Source organism: Flammeovirga pacifica, from assembly GCF_000807855.2.
Lineage (GTDB): Bacteria > Bacteroidota > Bacteroidia > Cytophagales > Flammeovirgaceae > Flammeovirga > Flammeovirga pacifica.
Genome location: NZ_JRYR02000001.1, coordinates 1152697 through 1172176, shown reverse-complemented (window position 1 = coordinate 1172176; position 19480 = coordinate 1152697). Strand labels below are relative to the sequence as shown.

Annotated in this window: 13 protein-coding genes; 5 read left to right on the top strand and 8 right to left on the bottom strand. The window is 31.8% G+C overall.

From position 1 onward, the window contains the following. Window positions 1-28 precede the first annotated feature (28 nt). The 5 genes from NH26_RS04720 to NH26_RS04700 all read right to left on the bottom strand — a co-directional run bounded on the left by NH26_RS04720 (window position 29) and on the right by NH26_RS04700 (window position 7905). Window positions 29-2650: an Ig-like domain-containing protein gene (locus NH26_RS04720; RefSeq protein ID WP_052431950.1), complete on the bottom strand. Its 2622-nt coding sequence runs from the start codon at window positions 2648-2650 to the stop codon at window positions 29-31. Window positions 2651-2965: 315 nt separating this feature from the next. Continuing rightward, complete coding sequence (locus tag NH26_RS04715; RefSeq protein WP_044222268.1) at window positions 2966-4153, bottom strand: thioredoxin family protein; 1188 nt, start codon at window positions 4151-4153, stop codon at window positions 2966-2968. A gap of 71 nt (window positions 4154-4224) precedes the next feature. After that, window positions 4225-5250 (bottom strand): type I restriction enzyme HsdR N-terminal domain-containing protein, encoded by a 1026-nt coding sequence (locus NH26_RS04710; protein ID WP_044222265.1) that lies wholly within the window; start codon window positions 5248-5250, stop codon window positions 4225-4227. A 185-nt stretch (window positions 5251-5435) separates the two neighbouring features. Continuing rightward, on the bottom strand, window positions 5436-6461 hold the full coding sequence (hemE, locus tag NH26_RS04705; protein WP_044222262.1) for a uroporphyrinogen decarboxylase: 1026 nt from the start codon (window positions 6459-6461) through the stop codon (window positions 5436-5438). Between the two features lie 16 nt (window positions 6462-6477). Further along, window positions 6478-7905 (bottom strand): CCA tRNA nucleotidyltransferase, encoded by a 1428-nt coding sequence (locus NH26_RS04700; RefSeq protein WP_044222259.1) that lies wholly within the window; start codon window positions 7903-7905, stop codon window positions 6478-6480. Window positions 7906-8219: 314 nt separating this feature from the next. Here NH26_RS04700 and gldG point away from each other — a divergent pair, with 314 nt between their 5' ends. Then, window positions 8220-9887, top strand: a complete 1668-nt coding sequence (gene gldG, locus NH26_RS04695) for a gliding motility-associated ABC transporter substrate-binding protein GldG (protein WP_044222256.1) — start codon at window positions 8220-8222, stop codon at window positions 9885-9887. A gap of 2 nt (window positions 9888-9889) precedes the next feature. Here gldG and NH26_RS04690 read toward each other — a convergent pair whose 3' ends face one another. The 3 genes from NH26_RS04690 to NH26_RS04680 are packed head-to-tail and all read right to left on the bottom strand — an operon-like array spanning window position 9890 to window position 13270. Continuing rightward, a complete protein-coding gene (locus NH26_RS04690) occupies window positions 9890-11227 on the bottom strand; it encodes a flippase (RefSeq protein WP_044222252.1) in 1338 nt (445 codons plus the stop codon). Window positions 11228-11229: 2 nt separating this feature from the next. After that, on the bottom strand, window positions 11230-12390 hold the full coding sequence (locus tag NH26_RS04685; RefSeq protein WP_044222249.1) for an acylneuraminate cytidylyltransferase: 1161 nt from the start codon (window positions 12388-12390) through the stop codon (window positions 11230-11232). A gap of 1 nt (window position 12391) precedes the next feature. Continuing rightward, window positions 12392-13270, bottom strand: coding sequence for an N-acetylneuraminate synthase family protein (locus tag NH26_RS04680; RefSeq protein ID WP_044222246.1), 879 nt, complete (start codon window positions 13268-13270; stop codon window positions 12392-12394). Between the two features lie 132 nt (window positions 13271-13402). On the opposite strand from NH26_RS04680, the gene NH26_RS04675 reads away from it, so the two are divergent. From NH26_RS04675 to NH26_RS04660, 4 genes are all read left to right on the top strand, one after another. Further along, window positions 13403-14263 carry a hypothetical protein gene (locus NH26_RS04675; RefSeq protein WP_044222243.1) on the top strand — a complete coding sequence of 287 codons (861 nt, stop codon included), beginning with the start codon at window positions 13403-13405 and terminating at the stop codon, window positions 14261-14263. Beyond that, window positions 14263-15447, top strand: a complete 1185-nt coding sequence (locus tag NH26_RS04670) for a glycosyltransferase (RefSeq protein ID WP_044222241.1) — start codon at window positions 14263-14265, stop codon at window positions 15445-15447. The genes NH26_RS04675 and NH26_RS04670 overlap by 1 nt, the downstream gene beginning before the upstream one ends. A gap of 90 nt (window positions 15448-15537) precedes the next feature. Then, window positions 15538-18048, top strand: a complete 2511-nt coding sequence (locus tag NH26_RS04665) for a YfhO family protein (RefSeq protein ID WP_052431949.1) — start codon at window positions 15538-15540, stop codon at window positions 18046-18048. Between the two features lie 75 nt (window positions 18049-18123). Continuing rightward, a complete protein-coding gene (locus NH26_RS04660; RefSeq protein ID WP_044222238.1) occupies window positions 18124-19329 on the top strand; it encodes a BaiN/RdsA family NAD(P)/FAD-dependent oxidoreductase in 1206 nt (401 codons plus the stop codon). The last annotated feature ends 151 nt before the right edge of the window (window positions 19330-19480 follow it).

Sequence of the window (19480 nt, the reverse complement as noted above, 5' to 3'; positions counted from 1 at the left end):
AGGCACTTTTAAAAGTGCCTTTTTTTAATTATTCTTTGATAATCCTCTGTATAAATTTTTTGTCTTTACCATCAGTTACTTGAATAATATAGATTCCAACAGGAACATTCGTTAGATCTATTTCTATTTCATTTTCAATTCTTACTTTATCTAATGATCTTACATTAGAGCCATATATATTTAAAACCTTTATAGAATATACACCAACTTCTAGACCCTTTATTTTAAATTTCCCAACATTAGGATTTGGGTAAATCACAAGAGAGTTATTGTTTAAGTCGTGAATAGAAGTAGGGGTGTCAGCAGTAATGTTTACTGAAATTGTTTGAGTAAATTCACCTTCTTCCGTTTTTGATGTAATAGTACAACTTCCGACACTTACACCTTTGATTTTACCATTTTCTACCGTTGCAACACTTTCATCAGATGATAACCAAGATACATTTTTGTTACTTGCATCAGACGGTAGGACTGTAGCAGTAATTGTCTTACTTGAATTTATTTTAATATCTTCAGAATAAGAACTAAGGGTTAATCCGCTTACAGGAATATTACTAGCAGATGTGACCATAATTTTTGAAATAGCTCTAATATTTCCTTCTTCTGTTGTAGCAAATATTTCCACTTCACCCTCACTATTAGCAGTAACAAGACCATTTTCATCAATTGATGCTACAAAAGCATTTGAAGACGACCATGTAAATTTTTTATTAGTCGCGTCTTCAGGGACAATCGTAGCTGTTAATTGAAGTGTTGTATAACGTTCAATTGACGCACTAGTTTGATCTATATTAATATCTTCTACGGCAATAGTATTATCAACATATGGTGAAAATACAATTTTATCTAAGTTCCATTGCCAATCACTTCCAGAAGCTAAAATTTTAAAAGTTGTTTCACCAGCCTCTAATTGAGCTATAAAACTAGCTGTTTGATTCTCATATGTTTCCCATCCACCTGTTTTTTCAACTCTAGTTGATTCACCAATCTGTGTATCATTATCAAAAATACTAATATTGGCATTATCCATCGGGGTGGATATCAAATAGGTGATAGAATAATTTCCAGCTTCAGGTACCGTAACAGTATATTCAGCCCAATCTTCTTTATTAACAAAATTGACACCTATATCATTAGAAAACATTCCAAAGGGAACTTCACCATCATCAAAAGTACCTCCCGTACTTGTGAAATCTTCAGCTTCAATAATAAATTCTGAACCTTTACCATTTTCAATAACAATAATTTTTGAGGTAGAAGTAAACCCACCATCTTCACTTGTTACTGTAATTAATGCTTCTCCTAAATCTACTCCACTTACCACACCTTTATCATTAACCGTTGCAACATTTTCATTATTAGAGGTAAATGTTACGTTTTGATTAGTGGCGTTAGAGGGTGAAAAAATAGGGGATAAATTAAGTTTATTTCCTTTACCTAATGTTTTTTCTGATGGTTGAAGTTCAATTCCTAATACAGGGCGTACACCTCCATTATCTGTGACAGGTTTGTATACTCGAACCCAATCGACCCTCATCTGATTCTTATTTTTATTATTTAAATCAGATTCTGATGGAGTTTGATCTAATAACCAACCTTGTGATTCAACATTAATTATTATATCCATTTCTTTAGTAAAACCTCTTGCTTCAACAGTTACCCCATTGTTGTCATCATCATTATCATCACCACCTTGAAACCAAGCAGGATCAATAACACTATGACCATTTGAGGCATTAGAAGCTTCTTTTAGTTTATCAAAATCAAAAGAAGAAGAAGTAGAGTGTACAATGACATCTGTGTAACCATTTTGTGCTCCGCTTGAAATATTTGTTGGTAGTTTATAACCATTAACCTCCCATTCTAAAGATTTAAAGTAGGTATACTCCCAAGTACCATTATAATTTGTAGCAATAGCGTTGTAATACATCACACGAATAAGTTCGCCATCAATATAGTATTCGAAATGCTTTGGGCTTTTCCAATAAACACCCATTCTCATATAACGTCTTCCTTGACCTTCATTCCAACACCAATCACCCCATCCATAATTATTATTCACTCTACTATCAGGGTACCAAGAATTCCAATCTCTTGGTTGGTAATCTGTGAATGGTTGTCTAATAAAAGAGTGATGGCTAATGTGAGTATATTGCTTATAAAAGTTGACATTGCCATAATTTTCGATGATGTCAATTTCTTCTGTATCATCTGGACTAAGCAACCAAAAACAAGAAGCCAAACTAATATTGGCAACGGAAATTGCAGATTCAACATAAACAGGATAAACAACTTTTGCATTAGACGTAACGCATCCAGATGCAACACCATAAGTTCCTCCTTTATTTGTTTCAGAAGTGTACCCAGCTTCAATCACCAAGTTACCACCTTCAACGGTTACATTACCATGTTTCCAGTAAGTATAACCTGGGCCATCCCAATGGTTATGATAAAAGTTATACCATTTATCATCGCCAAAATTTACTTTTGAATTGGTAGACTCAAAAGAATAATTAAAATCGTCAGAAACGTTGTCCTGTAGTTCCCAAACATTTCCTTCACCTGCATTTGCTGGAACAGGAATTTGTGCCCAATCTTGAGCTTGAAGTTGGTAAGTAAGTAAAATTAGAATTGTAAGTAATCTTTTCATTATTATTGCTAATTACAGATATAAGTCAAAAAAGTATAAACGATATGTGAAGATTGATTCACGATTTATTTATTGTAAAATTAACGTATAAAGAAGTGTTTGTAAAGAAATGGGCCTAGATTAAAACTGAATTTAGTACTATAAATTATAAAATAATTAAAACAGTTTTCAAGTTGCTAATTTAAGCACTTGTAAAGTGAAAAACCTCAATATTGATATAAATATTGAGGTTTTGTAAGAATGTGTCATTAAAAAGTGATGACAAAATTTGGACTTTATGCTATCACATTTTCATTGACATAGTTATGAAATATTTTATTTCATTGCATTTATTTTTTCTAAAACATTATAAGCTAAAGTAGGATGAACTTTTTCTTTTTTAGCTAACTCGATAGCTTCTAATGCTGTAAGTTTAGCCTGTTCGAATTTTTTTAATTTTAGTAGAATACCTGATTTTGTTTCTAAATTAATTGAATTGTAATGGATGTCTAATGAATTATCGATCCACTCTAATGCATTAGAAAGTTTCGTTTCCTCATTATAATAGTGATAAACATCCCAAGCCCAATTTCTATATAGATATGCTTTTACATCAGGTGTTCTATTATGTAGTTTAGCAACGCCTTCTTTCATTAAAGAATAAGCCTTATCAAAGTTTTGTATTTGAATATAAAAAGTGGGATTATAAGCAAGCATGAGTGTTTCACCTTGTTTACCCATAGATTTTTTTAGATAATCCATCAATTCTTCCCAGCCTTTGATGTCTTTTTTTGAGACATAAGGTTGCATAGAACGAGAAGTTGCAGCATTTATAGTTTGGATGATTTCTTTTATACCATGGTTTTCTTCAATGATAGAAGAATGTTTTACTAAATAATTTAAGCATTCAGAATGAAGACCTGAGTGCATAGAAGCTTCTTTTAATGCTCTCCAAATATATTTTTCTTTTAATAACTCATCATTAAGTTTTAAAAGAAATTCATCTAATACACTTTTATCTTCATAAGCCGCTTTATAAGTAGCATAAATGTAATTAGAGAGTACATTAATATCTGAATGTGCGTTTTGTTTTATATTTTTTTGGAGAGAAAAAAGCTGTTGAGATGGGTCTTTAGCTTCTTTTGAACCTTCAATAAATTCTTCCTTTGTTTTTAAGCCAGTGACTAAGTGTAAAGCTTCACCTGAACTATTTAAATACAAATAAGTAGGGTAGATACTTAATTTATATTTTTCTACAAATTGCTTACCTAGTTTTGATTCTGCATCAATTGATAGGTTGATATAGTTTTCATTGTAATAAGAAGCAATTTTTTTCGTCTTAAACACTTCTTCTTGCATCCACTCACAGTTTATACACCAATTTGTATATAAATCAATAAAAATATCTTTGTTTTGATTTTTGGCTTTTTGTTGCGCTTTTTCTAAGTCTGTCATCTCAAAATTAATATTTTGAGCATAGGTTAGAATTGGAAAGAATAAAATAATAAGGGTCTTTTTCCACATGGGAATATGCGTTTAGGTGTAATATATAATTAAGTTATAAAAAATATTACAGATTTACGCATACTAAGAAATCATTTTTTCTTTTTTCTCTTACCATTCTTCGGTAATGATAAAATACTAGCAATGATTAAAAACTGTATTGGTAAGATAAGTAAGTGGGGTTGGATAAACATCCATGATTTATTATCAATTAATTTGGTGAAATGTTCCCAATTCCACCAAGACTTGGTATAAAGTTTAACAGTGATCCAAATTGGGATACACATAAAAAAACTAATGAATACTTTTTGTTTAAAGGATAATCTTGACTTTCCTAAAGAGGGGATGAAGCTCACTATATTACTTAATGATATAACTATCAATAATGAAATAAAAGACAGAAGCATGTAAAACCACGAAAAATCCATTTTTAAAGAATACCATGATTGTTGTACTAAAGGTATATTTAGTATATCATGAATATTGATAAAAAGAAGCTTTGAACATCCTAAAAAGACTAAGAAGAAAAAGAAGACATGAATGAAAGAATGGATAAATAAAGGTTGTTTGATAGATCTACCAATTACTTGAAAGAAAGATTTTGTATTTCTGAAAAACCATTTTCTACAATTGAAAAAAAATGATTTTTCTGATTTAAATTCAGGTAAAATAGGTAATTCATTTTTTGTTCTTTCTCCTATTCGATCAGGAATAACTTCATGATAGCTATTGTGCTCTCCATCAGTTGTCCAGACAAACTTACCTAAAAGTGCAGCAGCATAAGAAAAGCCTTGATGAATAGCTTCTTTAAAAACTCTACTACTAATTCCTTTCTTTTTACATTCTATAATAATATTTGGTTCGAGTCCTTTGTCATCATTGTAGGCAATAATATCAGCTTCTTTAGTGGATGATCCCATTTTAACAGGAACGCAAACCCTTACATGGCTTGCAGGGTATTTAAGCTCATATATCACTTTTAGATAAGTAGCTAATTGTACTTTTTCTTCAGGATTGTTCAATGATCTTGTTTTGTTGTATGGGAGGTAAGTTACCTCATTATGTTGTTTGTTGATCTTGATGACTTTATCTTTTAATCCTTTGGAAAGCCACTTCATAATATTTGGTTTTACTGTATTATATTTATGTTAAATATAGTAGAATTTAATATTTATATTGGTTATTATTTCAACAAAAGTTTGTTTAAATGTTAATTGGGTTGATTTTTAGTGTTTTAAATTTAAACAAAAAAAGGTCTTGTTTAAACAAGACCTTTAATTTATGGTACTAGAAAAAGAGATTATTATCTCATTTTTTCAGAATATTCTTTTACTGTATTGATGAATACTTTTACTTTCTCAGGGTTAATGTCAGGATAAACACCATGTCCTAAGTTGGCAATATGATGATCAGGTCCAAATTGATCTAGCATTTTAATTGTTGCCTTTTCAATATCTTTATCAGAACCATATAAAGCACATGGGTCAAGATTACCTTGAAGAACTTTACCGTTGGCTAATTTTCTAGATTCAGCTACGTTCATATTCCAGTCTAATCCAATAGTATTACAATTTGCTTTACCGATAGCCTCTCTAGCAAAGTAAGCACCTTTAGCAAATACAGTTTTAGGAACTTCATCTATTGCGTCACAAATTTGATTGATGTAAGGCATAGCAAATATTTCGTATTGCTCAGGAGAAAGAATACCAGCCCAAGAATCGAAAATTTGAATCATATCAGCACCTGCTTCGATTTGAGCTTTTAAATAAGCAATTGTCGAATCAGTAATCATTTGCAATAATTTATGAGAGAACTCTGGTTCTGTATAAAACATTTTCTTTGCGTTAGAAAATGTTTTTGAACCTTGACCTTCTATCATATAACAAAAAATGGTGAAAGGAGCACCGGCAAAACCTATTAATGGTACTCTACCATTTAATTCCTTTTTTGTTAGCTTGATAGCATCTAATACGTAACCAAGATCTGATTGAACATCAGCTACACGAATCTTACCTAAATCTTTTTCTGTTTGAATAGTATTTGGGAAGAAAGGACCTCGTTTTTCTACCATTTCGTAGGGTAGGCCCATAGCTTCAGGAATAACTAAGATGTCTGAGAAAATAATCGCAGCATCCACACCTAATAAATCAACGGGCTGAATAGTAACCTCGCATGCTAATTCTGGTGTTTGACATAATTCTACAAATCCAGAAACACTTGCTCTTACAGCTCTGTATTCTGGTAAAATTCTACCTGCTTGACGCATTAACCAAACGGGTGTTCTTTCTGTTTTTTCTCCTCTTGCAGTTCTTAGTATTAAATCATTCATAAATCTATGACTTCGTTTATTCGTTTTCAGTTTTAACAGGTGTAAGCCCTAATTCAATTCCAATATTAATCATGAAGGGATGAGCTTCTTCTAAAATATTTTTGATTTTGCCATCTAAAATAGCTTCTCTAACATGATCTTTAATCTGTCCAACTTCTCTAGATGGTTTAATACCAAAAGTTTTCATGATTAATTCTCCTGTAATTACAGGTTGAAAGTTACGTACTTTATCACTTTCTTCTACTGCTTCTAACCTTGTTTCGACATAATCGAAATTGGAAAGGTATTTTTTAACTTTATTTCCATCTTTTGATGTAATGTCAGCACGACACAGCATCATTAATGCATCAATATCGTCGCCTGCTTCAAATAAAAGTCGCCTAACAGCAGAATCAGTAACTTCTTTTTTAACTAAAGCGATAGGTCTTAGGTGAAGTTTGACTAATTTTTGGACAAATTTCATCTTATCGTTTAGTGGTAGTTTTAATCTCTTAAAAATACCAGGAGTCATTCTAGCACCTTTGTCTTCATGACCATGGAAAGTCCAACCTACACGATTGTTAAATCTTTTGGTAGGGGGTTTTGCAATATCATGTAAAATGGCAGCCCATCTCAGCCATAAATCCGTTGACTTCTCTGAGACATTATCCAATACTTTTAATGTATGGTAAAAGTTGTCTTTATGCCCTTTTCCATCACGACGTTCTACACCATGTAAATTATACATCTCTGGGAAAATTATTTCTAATAAACCAGAGGTGAAAAGTAGTTTAAAACCATAAGAGGGAAGAGGAGAAAGAATGATTTTGTTTAACTCATCAGTAATTCTTTCTTTAGAAACTATAGAAATTCTCTCTTTATTCTCAGAGATAGCCTCAAAAGTATCAGGATCGATATCAAATGTTAATTGAGAAGCAAAACGGATCGCTCTCATCATTCTTAGAGGATCATCAGAGAAAGTTATATTTGGTTCAAGTGGAGTGATTATGTTCTTTTTATTTAGATCTTCAACTCCTCCAAAAGGATCCACTAAATCGCCGTAGTTATCCTCATTAAGAGAAATAGCAAGCGCATTTATTGTGAAATCTCTACGGTTCTGATCATCTTCTAAAGTACCATCTTCTACAATTGGTTTTCTTGATTCTCTACGGTAAGATTCTCTTCTAGCGCCAACGAATTCTACTTCGTATTCATGGAATTTCACCATAGCAGTACCAAAACTTTTAAAAGTGTTACAAGGTAAATTACCTCCTTGTTTGGCCACTTCTTCAGCTAATACTATTCCGCTTCCTACACAAACAATATCTATATCTTTAGAGGGGCGTTCTAATAAGAGATCTCTTACAAAACCACCAACTAAATAAGTATCAAAACCAACTTGCTTTGCACTCTTCGCAACAATACCAAAAATTGAGTTTTGATCTAATGTATCTTTAAAATTCACTATTTAAAATGATCTATATTCCTATTGAATATGCAAAAGTACATTAAAAAATAATTTTATGATGTGAATGTCGCTTAATTATTAATAAAGGTGGATATTTTTATGTGATGTTGAGCCTACTACGTCTTTATCATCTTACTTTTCGAGTGTAGCCTCCTGTTTTTATCAGTAGATATGATCTTGTTAAACGACTTTTCCATTAAAAAAATGAAAAAATAGGCAACAATCAATTGATCGAACCCCTTGTAATTTGATTTCATTAGATAATAACTCATTTTTGTAGCTAAATTTTTTAATTATCTGAGAGTTGTTCTATGCGTAAGTGGGAAGACCTTTTAACTTTTTCATCAATAGCTTTATTATTGATTTTATTTAATATTCATTCTGATAAACTTTTCTTTCGATGGGATTTAACAGAAGAGAAGAGGTTTAGTATTAATCCTGCTACAAAAAGGTTACTAAATGATTTAGACGGAAGAGTGAACATAGACGTTTATTTGGATGGACCTTTAAATGCTGAATTTGAGCATCTGAAAACTGCAATATTAGAAAACCTAGAAGAGTTTAAAGTACAATCAAATGGTCAATTGGAATTTAGATTTATTGATCCCAATGATTTTTCTGACCCTAGACAAAAACAACAATTCCAGAAGTCTTTAATTGAAAAAGGTATTCCTCAAACTACTTTATATGATGTTGGTGCAAATGGAGAACAAACACAACGTCTTATTTATCCGGGAGCATTAATTACTTATAAGAATAAACAAAAAGGAGTTTTATTACTGAAAGGAAACAAGGCTCGTTCAGCACAAGAACAAATCAATCAATCTATAGAAGGCGTTGAATTTGAATTGGCATCTGCAATTAAAGGATTGTCAAATCAAAACAATAAAAGAGTAGCCATTGTTCAGGGGCACTCAGAGTTAAATCCAAATGAATTACAAGAGCTCAGTAAAGCAATTTCAGATAAATATCAATTAAATTGGCTAACAGATCTATCACAATTAAATAATTATGATGCTGCTATTATTGCCCAGCCTAAAAATACATTTAGAAATAGAGATAAATATTACTTAGATCAGTATCTAATACAAGGGGGCAATGCCATGTTTTTGTTAGATAAAGTACAAATGAATAAGGATTCTATTCCTTTAGGAGGTACTTATGCTTTTGGATATGATTTAGGGATAGAAGATCTTATTTTTAGATTAGGAGTAAGAACAAATGTTGATTTGATTCAAGATCAACAAGCAGGTTTAATCGAAGTAGTTGCGGGTAATTTTGGTGATAAAGCCAATATTAAAAAATTACCTTGGCCTTATTATGTTTACATGAATACTTTTTCTGAGCATCCCATCGTAAGAAATATGGATGTGGTGTATGGTAAATTCATATCAACATTAGATACCGTTAAATCTGTGGGGATTAAGAAAACGCCTTTACTTTATACATCAAGTTATTCAAGAATTAGACCAATGCCAAGTCTCATCTCTTTGGATGAGATAAAAGAAGTAAATCAGAAAGAACTTTTTAATAAGCCAAATTTACCTGTGGCTTATCTTTTAGAAGGAACCTTCAAATCATTATATGCCAATCGTTTTCCACCTAAAGGAATTGAATTGAAATCTTTATTGAAGCAATCTACTAAACCCACAAAAGTGATTGTTATCGGAGATGGTGATATAGTGAAGAATGAATTTAATCCAATCACTGGTGGGGTAGAGTCAATAGAGTTTGATAGACACAGAGGACAATCATTATCGAACTTAGAATTTGTAATGAATGCTTTAGAATATTTGACTGATCAGGATGGGTTAATAATGGCAAGGAATAAAAAAGTAACTCTTCGACCACTAGATTCTTTTAAGATTAGAGAAGAAAAAGCTTTTTGGCAATGGTTAAATGTTGGAATACCTGTTTTGATTACAGCTATCCTAGGTGTTCTGTTTGTCTATTTAAGGAAAAAGAGATTTGAAAGGTAGGGTTATTTTAAGAATCTCCTAAGATCTAATAAAAAGAGATTTCTTAATTGAATATAGGTGATTGATCGAGCCTCTTTAAAAAAGATAGATACAACATATAATGAAATGAGTTGTGTGATAAGTGTGGCATAAGCAGCACCTACCGCACCATAATCAGGTATCAAGTATAGATTTAAAACTATGTTAGCAGTTGCTCCAAAAATAGTACTATACATAATTACTTTCTGTTGGTCTGTCAATGATAAATAATTAGATCTTAAAGCTGCATTGAACATTAGTATTGCACTTAAGCATTGTATTGAAAAAATCTTATGTGCAGGAAGAAAGTCTTCTCCAAAAAGAAACAAGATTATATATTCTCCAAAAAATAGATTAAATAAAAAGCCTAAATAGCCTAATAATGTTAGTCCTGCAGTTGTTTTTTTATACCTATCAAAAAACATACTTTTATCTTGACGATTAAATAGCTGTATGAAAGGTGGGTAGACTGATGCTATTATAACACCTATTACTGAAATTGGGATATCATAAAGTTTACTTGCAGTAGCATAAATACCTATATCATATGTTGTTTCTTTCATTTCGCCTAACATAAGTTGATCTATCTTACTGTATAGAACAAAGGCTAGTGATGAAACTGCTAAGGGCCAAGAATCTTTAATTAATTGTTTTAAATATTTTTTGTTTAAATACCATTTACTAAGAAGGTGGGTGTCTCTGAAATAGAAGAAGAACATAAGTAAACAACCAATCATTAAATCAATAGTATTAACTAATGCGAACATTTCTACACTTTGGTTATTGACAATTAATAAGATCTTTATCAATGATAAACTTAAGAAAGAAATGTTTTTAGCTATAACAGCTCTCTTCGATTTTAAAATAGATTGATAATAATATTGAACTATATCAGATGTTTGAAATAGAATGCCGGAAGCAACTATTGCCCCTAGAGTTATTAGTAACCCTGAGGATTTGTCAGAAAAATAGGAAACGTAAACAAAAACAGCTGCAGCGGAAATAATAGATGAAAATGCTCTAAAAAAGAAAGTAGTACCTAAAATAGCAGTTTGATCAAATTTCTTTGAAACTAAATCTCTTATAACAATTCTTTCCATACCAAAAGTAGAAAGATTGTAAAACATCATTCCTAAAGCAATTACGTAGTCCCATAGGCCTACAGTTTCTACTCCCAGGTATCTTCTTACCCAAGCATTAATAAACAGTCCAACAAGGATGCGAGATATCTTATCGAATGCGAGCCAGTTCATGTTTTTAATGATACTGACAACCCCATCTTTTTGTAACCAATTTCGAACTTGTTGGAAAAATGAAGCCATTGTTAGATTAAGATGTAGTTTTCAACAAATTCTCTTACGCAGCCTTCTCCACCTTGTTTTTCAAGAATTATAATATTGTGAATAGATTGAATACTTTTCATTGCGTCATTTGGACAAGCAGCTAAACCTACTTTACTTAATAGTTCCTTACAATTTATGTCGTCACCTATATAAGCCACTTCATCTAGTGAAATATTTAATTCTTTACAAATTGAAATAGCAGTGTTGAGTTTTCCTCCATGAGCTTTACCTTGCACAACAAAATCTAATTTCATTTTCTTTCCTCTTCTTGTAACAAGCTCTGTGTTTTCTGAGGTGATGATTCCAGTTTTAAGTCCAGCTTCTCTACATAGTTGAAAAGCCATACCATCACGAGTATTGAATTTTTTAAGTTCATCTCCATTTTCTGAATAGTACATTCCGGCATCAGTAAGTACTCCATCAACATCAGATAAAATGAGTTTAATCTTCTTTTTGGAATCATTGGATGACAGAATGTGCTTGTGCATTAGCTTTTCAGCAATTATCCAATCGTCTTCTTCATCAATTTCAACACTTGTATAATATGGTAGTTCAGTAATACCAATATTTCCACCTAATCGATTTTGGTTTTTAATGATGCCTTTTACTGATTGAATATAAAAAGCACCATTTTCCATTAAGATACCATTGAAATCTTGTCTTCTAGGTCTTTTTGTAAAGTCGTAGTTATTTGGAGTGCCATCATTATTCCAGTAAAACCTTTTTTCTCTAACACATGATAGAAGAGAATCAAAGTCTTGATTATTATAAATATTGATGCCGTTTTCAATATCAAAAGAAGTAAGAAGAGGTGAGGTTGCCTGAACTAAAACAAAAGTGTCTTCAGTATTAACTTTTTTATTAGTGATATATTCTAAAACAACACTTTCTGTACTAGAATGATCCTGAGCATTTTCAGTTGATCGTTCATATACTTTGACCTTATTTAAACGAAAAGAAAGTACAGTGTCTTCTATTTCTTTAGAATCTGTTGCAACAATTACTTCATCAATATATTTACAATCTTGAGCAGCTTTTACTGTCCAATAAACCAAAGGTTTACCGCAAAAGGGTTTAATGTTTTTAAGAGGTATTGATTTACTGCCACCTCTTACCGGAATAAATGCAATAGTCTTTGACATTCTAAGCCTTTCTATATTTTAATTTATCTCTTTGAACTTGCTCAATTTCCAATATTTCAGAAGATTTGTAGTTTAAAGCTTTATAAGTGGCTTTTAAATCTCTACATAACTTTTGAAGACCTGTAGGTTCTAAAGAAGCAGCATGATCAGTCCCTTTCCAAGTACGATCTTTTGTGAAATGTCTTTCTACCCATGTAGCACCAATCGCATAGGCCGCATTATCAATAGCAATCCCCAAATGATGGCCAGAAAAACCAATTTCTTTAACTCTATCTTGATAATTGTCTTTTAATCGGCTAATTTCCAATAAGCAAACATCTTCAAAAGGAACAGGATAGCCTGAAGTACAAGAATAAATAACAAGTCGGTCTTTAGCTTGGTTTTTTTCTTCAAAAAAAGAAATGATTTCTTTCTCTTCAGCTTGGTTAGTCATGCCAAAAGATAAATGTACTTCACCATTATATTCATCTCTTAGTACTTTTAGCATATCAAAATTATTATTGCAGGCAGAAGGTACTTTAATCAAAACTGGTTCAAGTTGTATTATCTCTTCAGCAGAAGTAACATCCCAAACAGAAGTTGAATAGATGATATCTAAATTCTCACAGTAGTTCTTTAATTCTCTATGTTGATCTAAATCTAACTCTAAATATTCTCTATGAGCACCGTATGTGTCTCCATAAGAATTATGAGGATTTGGATGAGGGGCATTATATTGTTCTTCTGTAAGAAGTTCTTTATTATTTCTTTTCTGAAACTTTGCAACATCAGCATTACAAAATTTTGCTAGTTGAATTAATTCCTTAGCGATATTCATATCGCCCTTATGGTTACAACCAATTTCAGCGATTACTTGTGGTTTCTTGTAATTATTTACCATATTTTTACGGGATAAATTAGTAATCAAAACTACACTATCTTTATGACTTTTAAAAGGATTTTTAATCTACAAAAAAAGTGATGATTATTAAGTGTAGTGAAGTGATTGAAATTCAGATAGATCTTATCAATAATGGATAAAGTAGGGTTAGAGAAAACCTTAAAGGACCTCCTTCCACCGGTGTTTTCAAACAAGTTTTTTGAACATTTTTCTTCTTATCAATTTAAAAAGTTCAAACAAAAAGATTTAATAGAGGAGAATAGTTTGTTAAAGAACACAAAAAAAGGTAAAAGATGTTTTTTAATAGCGACAGGGCCATCCCTAAAGTTAGAAGATTTAAATCTTTTAAAAGGAGAAGATTGTTATACAATTAGTAATGCGTTTCTACATAAAAGTATAAAGGAAATTAATCCTATTGCCCATTTTTTTGCACCATATCATAAACCTTTAGTTTTAGAAAACTATAAAGATTGGTTAAAGAAATCAGATGAAATTCTACCTGAAAATACCATCATTGTCACCGGTCATAAAAACTTGGAATACTTTAGCCCTTTTGAAGTATTTCCAAATAGGGATATAAAGTATTTATACTTTTCAAGACATACTGATAAGTTCCTTGATATTACAAAACCAATTATTCCACCAGTAACTGGGCCACAAATGATGATTCCTTATTTACTTTATTTGGGATATGAGAAAATATATTTATTGGGATGTGATTCAACTATAATGAGGGACTTTAAAAAAGCGTCTATAAATCACTTTTATGATACAAAAAAAGAGGATATAAGAAAGAATGCTTCTGACAAAAATTCTTGGGGGAATTCTGTTGAACAATTTGAATCACAATTAAATCAATTCAAATTATACGAGTATTTTGCTAAACAATTGAAAGGGGGGAATCAAACAATAATAAATTTATCAAAAGACTCATGGATCGATTGTTATCCTTTTGATACTTTAGAAAACGTAATAAATCTCGAAAAGAAATAATGAAAGTAGTTCATATATCAACGTATCCTAGAGGAGGGGCAGCCAATGCAGCCATAAGATTTCATGAAGGCTTATTAAAATTAAATATTGATTCAAAAGTACTATGTAGAGACGAGGGAAATGAATCAAACCTTATTTTTCCCTATGGGAAATCCATTCATTTTAGAAGAGTATCTACACTGTATAAAAACTTAAGAATACTTCCTCATTATTATAATGAGGATGATAATTGTGAAGGTTTTTCATCTCCATTAAGTTTATATCGTTTAGAAAATCATCCAATAGTTCAAGAAGCTGATATTGTTATTCTCCATTGGGTAGCCAATTTTATAGATTATCCTACATTTTTTAAAAATATAAATAAAAAGGTGGTTTGGTTTCTTCATGATATGAATCCATTTCAGGGTGGTTTCCATTATTTTGAAGATCATGATAGGTTTAAAAAATTTACAAAAGTAGATAAGGTATTTTATGATTTGAAGAAAAAGGCGTTATCACATACTAACTTAACTGTGATGGCTCCTTCTCAATGGTTACTTGATCTTTCTAAAAAATCAGAGTTGTTGGGAAATCAACCTCATAAGCTAATGAGATATGGTTTATCGACAGATAAAGTACAAATTCACCAGCAGAAAGAGGCTAGATCTAGATTTGGATTGCCCGAAAATAATAAAGTATTATTGTTTGTGAGTGAAAGGATTTCTAATACTAGAAAAGGAGCTACTTTATTAATTGATGCCTTAAAAATATGTAACCTCCCTAATGATGTAAGTATATTAGTTGTAGGTGATTATGATAAAGATTTGTTTAAGTCTGATAAATTAAAAGCAGTGGGTAGATTAAATACTGTCGAAGAGATGTCATATGCTTACTCAGCCTCAGATCTTTTTATTTTACCTAGTCGTGAGGATAATTTACCAAATGTGATGTTGGAAAGCCTTTATTGTGGTACACCTGTTATGTCCTATAGAAGAGGTGGAATGCAAGAAGTTATTAATGACAAGAATGGTTATCTGATTGACGAGCTATCACATCAAGCATTAGCTAGTGCAATTCAAAATTGGTTGGATTACCCTAAACAATTTGATAGAGAAAAGATTCGAAAAGAGGCCGTGGAACTTTTCGAAGAAAAACACCAAGCTAACCAACTATTGAAAGAATTAGAAAAAATTATGATAGCTTAGTTTGGATGCTAAAAATTAAAGTGAGATTTTTCAAAATTGAAGAATCGAAAGTGATATTACTGCCGAATCCTAAGCAAAACTAAAAAATTAATGGACAAGAACATCTTAAAGAAATATAACTGGGCTCTAATAATTCCTTGTTTTTTTATTCTTACACTCATCTATTTTAGTCCCGAATTTTTTGACGGGAAATCTCTTAATCAAAGTGATTTAATTCATTTCGAAGGAATGTCGCATGCTTCTCAAGAAGAAGTAAAGAAAACTGGTGAACCTGCTCTTTGGAATACAGCTATGTTTTCTGGTATGCCCGAATTACTTTTTTCAAGTTTAAGTGGTGATTCAACGCATTACATGTATTTACTGACTAACCTTGGTTTGTATTCTTCTTACGAAAGTCCAATGGTAGTATTTTCATTAATGCTTTGCTTATGGATAGGATTGATGTGTTTTAGGGTGAATCCTTGGGTAGGTTTCTTTGTGTCAGCTGCTTTTGCGTTCAATACGTTTTTCGTGACTTCATTAGAGGCAGGGCATATCACAAAATTAAATGCTATTGCTTACTCCGCTCTTGTATTAGGGGGAATGAGGTTGCTTTTTGATAAAAAATGGTGGCTTGGTGCAGCATTATTAGCTTTTGGTGTGTGTGTTGAGTTAAGAGCATCACATTATCAAATCACATATTACCTTATTTTTGTTTGTCTAATGTATGGTATTTCAGAGCTATATTATTCATTCAAGAATGGAGAAATTAAAGTCTTTTTAACTAGAGTTGTTCCAATTGGTTTATTGGCAGCTTCTTTAGGTGCTTCGACACAGTTATGGAGAGTTTGGACCACTAAAGAATATTCTGAATATTCAATTAGAGGTAAAAAAGAATTGTCTGCTGCTCCAGGGCAAGAAAAAAACTATACAGAAGAAGGCTTAGATAAAGATTATGCTTTCAGTTGGTCTGAAGGTAAAATGGAATCTTTGACTTTAATGGCTCCTAATTTTTATGGAGGTAGTAGTCAAGAAAATATTTCTAAGGACGGTCCATTAGCCAAAGAATTAACGCGCTTGGCAGGTAAAGCACAAGCAGATAGAATAGTCGCAGATAAAAACTTTAAGTTGCCGTTGTATTTTGGAGAACAGCCATTCACAGGAGGTCCAATCTATCAAGGTGCAATCCTTTCTTTCCTGTTTATATTGGCTTTATTTGTCTTAGATAGAAGAGATAGAATATGGTTAATTAGTAGTTTATTAATGGCATTATTCTTTGCATGGGGTAAACATTTGCAATGGTTCAATTATACTTTATTCGATATCCTTCCAGGAATGAATAAATTTAGAACACCTGCAATGGCCTTAGGTATTGGATGTGTTGTAATGGCATTGGGAGCCGCTTTAGGTTTTAATAAAATTATTAAGGATGGATGGGATGAAAAAACTCAAAAATCTGCCCTTAAAGCTACAGGCGTAACAGGTGGTTTGTTACTACTAATGTGGTTAGGAGCTGGTTTTATGGATGTTTCTGGAGAAAGAGATGCAATGATATTCCAACAAATGTTTGGTACAAATGATGCCAATGTTATAGGTGGACTAACAAAAGCTTTAGAAGCAGAGAGGATATCTATCATAAGAGATGATGTTATTAGATCTTTGTTCTTAATTGTATTGGCCTGTGCCGCTTTTTACCTCTATTCTAAAAACAAAATAAAACTATGGTTAGCACTAACTATAGTAGGGGTACTTACCTTAGGTGATGTTTGGAGTGTTGCAAAAAGATATATCAATAATGATTCTTTTAAAGTAGCTACCAATAAACAAACTCATATTCCAACAGCTGCAGATAAATATATTTTGACGGATAAAGATCCTGATTACAGAGTACTTAATCTTACAGGAAATATATTTAATGAAGCACAAACATCTTATTTCCACAAATCGATTGGTGGGTACTATCCTGCGAAATTGAGGAGATATCAAGATTTGGTAGAGAGAGAATTGACGAAAGAGATTCAAGTTTTTGCTAATTCAGTTCAAAAAGGAGATACTTTACAAATTAGAGAGACTCCTGCATTGAATATGTTGAACATGAAATATGCTATACTAGGTGATACTAAACAAGCAGTTGTGAGAAATCAAAATGCCTTAGGTCATGCATGGTTTATAGAACATATTGAAAAAGTAAATTCTCCTAATGAAGAAATGGAAGCTTTATCAACTATTGATCCTTCTAAGCAGGCAGTGGTGAATGTGTCAAGATTCCCGCAAGAAATAAAAACTTCTGCAAGTGGATCTGATAAAGTAGAGTTAGTAGAATTTAATCAAAGAAGATTGAAATATACATCTACTAGTCAAAACGGTGGTTTTGCGGTATTCTCAGAAGTATATTATCCTGCAGGTTGGGTAGCCAAAATTGATGGGGAGAAAGTAGACATAGTGTGTGCTAATTATGTTTTAAGAGGACTTCAAGTTCCTGCTGGTACACATGAAATTACTTTCGATTTTGATCCTCAATCGTATGTAATTGGTGGAGGTATCTCTAGAATTGCAGGTTACTTATGTTGGATTCTATTAGGTGTTGCTGTATTTATGACGGTTAGATCTAAGAAAGATTAAATAAAAATAGATGATATTTTAAGAGCATGTTTACAAAAACGAAGTAAACATGCTCTTATTTTTTATATTTAAATTATGAAGATTGCTGTAATAGGAGGCGGAGCTGCAGGTTATTTTTCTGCAATTACTGCTGCAAATAATAATGACAATGAAGTTCACCTTTTCGAAAAAACATCTAAGGTGTTAGGCAAGGTGAAAATATCGGGTGGTGGTCGATGTAATGTCACTAACGTGGTATTTAATCCGGTGAAATTATCAAAAAATTATCCGCGAGGTGAAAGATTTCTAAAAAAAGCGTTCGGACGTTTCAATGGAGAACATACTGTAGAATGGTTTAAAGAAAGAGGGGTGAAAATTAAGGCGGAAGATGATGGAAGAATGTTTCCAGAAACCGACGATTCTCAGACCATCATAGATTGTCTTACAGCAGAAGCTAAGAAAAACAATGTCAGTCTACACCTTAGTCGAGAAGTCTTAAAACTATCCCCGCTAGAAGATGGTAGAATAGAGTTATCATTTAAAGATCAAGAAGAAATATTTGATAAGGTAATTGTAACTGTAGGTGGGTTACCTAAAAAAGAAAGCTTTGATTGGCTGAAAAAGTTAGGTCATGCCATAGAAGATCCTGTTCCTTCACTATTTACTTTTAAAATCAATCATAAGCCATTAACTAAATTAATGGGGTTGTCGGTTAATAATGCAAAAGTTAGAGTAGTTGGAGAAAAAAAACTTAGTGAGGAAGGTCCGTTACTAATTACCCATTGGGGATTAAGTGGTCCTGCTATTCTAAGAACTTCTGCATGGGGAGCAAGAATGCTTTATGAAAGAAATTATCAATTTGAAATCCTAGTTTCTTGGTATAATAAGAAATCGGATCAAGAGTTGAGGGTATTTGTTGCAGATCAAAAGGTAGCTTTGAAGAAAAAGCAAATTAAGAATAATAACCCATTTGAATTACCTCAAAGATTATGGGATTATATTATCCAAAGATTAGAGATTCCAGAAACTAAGCTTTGGTTAGATCTTAGTAAAAAAGAATTGAATAGAATTGTGGAAGTTCTTTTAGCAGATAAATATCAAGTAAATGGGACGACTAAATTCAAAGAAGAATTTGTGACCTGTGGTGGAATAGCACTAACTGATGTCGATGTTAAGACTATGGAAAGTAAAAAAGTCAAAAACTTACATTTCGCTGGAGAAGTTTTAGACATTGATGGTATAACAGGTGGATTCAATTTTCAAGCTGCTTGGACTACAGGATATTTATCAGGTTTAAGTTAAATATTGGAATAGTGCAATTTTAGTTATTATTTAACAAGTAGTTGTATTTTAATGTGGGTGTTCAAAAATTAACGCTTTTATTAGAGTGTTAATTTTTGAACACCTTGTTTTTTATAAATACACTATAATTAGGTGGTATTGCAAATGCTTC

Bases quoted from the DNA above. Each gene is read 5' to 3' on its own strand.
- NH26_RS04720 (WP_052431950.1), bottom strand. From the start codon at position 2,650: ATGAAAAGATTACTTACAATTCTAATTTTACTTACTTACCAACTTCAA.
- NH26_RS04715 (WP_044222268.1), bottom strand. From the start codon at position 4,153: ATGTGGAAAAAGACCCTTATTATTTTATTCTTTCCAATTCTAACCTAT.
- NH26_RS04710 (WP_044222265.1), bottom strand. From the start codon at position 5,250: ATGAAGTGGCTTTCCAAAGGATTAAAAGATAAAGTCATCAAGATCAAC.
- hemE (WP_044222262.1), bottom strand. From the start codon at position 6,461: ATGAATGATTTAATACTAAGAACTGCAAGAGGAGAAAAAACAGAAAGA.
- gldG (WP_044222256.1), top strand. From the start codon at position 8,220: ATGCGTAAGTGGGAAGACCTTTTAACTTTTTCATCAATAGCTTTATTA.
- NH26_RS04690 (WP_044222252.1), bottom strand. From the start codon at position 11,227: ATGGCTTCATTTTTCCAACAAGTTCGAAATTGGTTACAAAAAGATGGG.
- NH26_RS04685 (WP_044222249.1), bottom strand. From the start codon at position 12,390: ATGTCAAAGACTATTGCATTTATTCCGGTAAGAGGTGGCAGTAAATCA.
- NH26_RS04680 (WP_044222246.1), bottom strand. From the start codon at position 13,270: ATGGTAAATAATTACAAGAAACCACAAGTAATCGCTGAAATTGGTTGT.
- NH26_RS04675 (WP_044222243.1), top strand. From the start codon at position 13,403: ATGGATAAAGTAGGGTTAGAGAAAACCTTAAAGGACCTCCTTCCACCG.
- NH26_RS04670 (WP_044222241.1), top strand. From the start codon at position 14,263: ATGAAAGTAGTTCATATATCAACGTATCCTAGAGGAGGGGCAGCCAAT.
- NH26_RS04665 (WP_052431949.1), top strand. From the start codon at position 15,538: ATGGACAAGAACATCTTAAAGAAATATAACTGGGCTCTAATAATTCCT.
- NH26_RS04660 (WP_044222238.1), top strand. From the start codon at position 18,124: ATGAAGATTGCTGTAATAGGAGGCGGAGCTGCAGGTTATTTTTCTGCA.